Origin of the sequence: Salmonella sp. SAL04214 (assembly GCF_046550615.1) — a bacterium.
In the GTDB taxonomy this organism is placed as follows: Bacteria; Pseudomonadota; Gammaproteobacteria; order Enterobacterales; family Enterobacteriaceae; genus Salmonella; species Salmonella enterica.
On the sequence record NZ_JBGDXT010000033.1, the window covers coordinates 1 to 597 of the forward strand.

2 tRNA genes are annotated in these 597 nt (G+C 50.1%); both read left to right on the plus strand.

Features of this window, described 5'->3' with window-relative positions:
- Positions 1 to 97: 97 nt before the first annotated feature.
- Positions 98 to 174: transfer RNA gene (locus ACLJQD_RS22925), tRNA-Ile, on the plus strand.
- Between the two features lie 109 nt (positions 175 to 283).
- Positions 284 to 359, plus strand: a tRNA-Ala gene (locus ACLJQD_RS22930).
- Positions 360 to 597: the final 238 nt, after the last annotated feature.

Sequence of the window (597 nt, forward strand, 5' to 3'; positions counted from 1 at the left end):
GGGAACCTGCGGTTGGATCACCTCCTTACCTTAAAGAAGCGTACTTTGCAGTGCTCACACAGATTGTCTGATGAAAAACGAGCAGTAAAACCTCTACAGGCTTGTAGCTCAGGTGGTTAGAGCGCACCCCTGATAAGGGTGAGGTCGGTGGTTCAAGTCCACTCAGGCCTACCAGATTCGCTCCCGTGCTTTGTTGTGGCAAAGCTCGCATACTTCAGTATGCTTCGCTTCACCACGCCGCGCCCGGAAACGAATCAAAGGTAAGAGGTTCTGACTACACGATGGGGCTATAGCTCAGCTGGGAGAGCGCCTGCTTTGCACGCAGGAGGTCTGCGGTTCGATCCCGCATAGCTCCACCATCTCGTGAGTGTTTACGAAAAAATACTTCAGAGTGTACCTGAAAGGGTTCACTGCGAAGTTTTGCTCTTTAAAAATCTGGATCAAGCTGAAAATTGAAACACAGAACAACGAAAGTTGTTCGTGAGTCTCTCAAATTTTCGCAACACGATGATGAATCGCGAGAAACATCTTCGGGTTGTGAGGTTAAGCGACTAAGCGTACACGGTGGATGCCCTGGCAGTCAGAGGCGATGAAGGG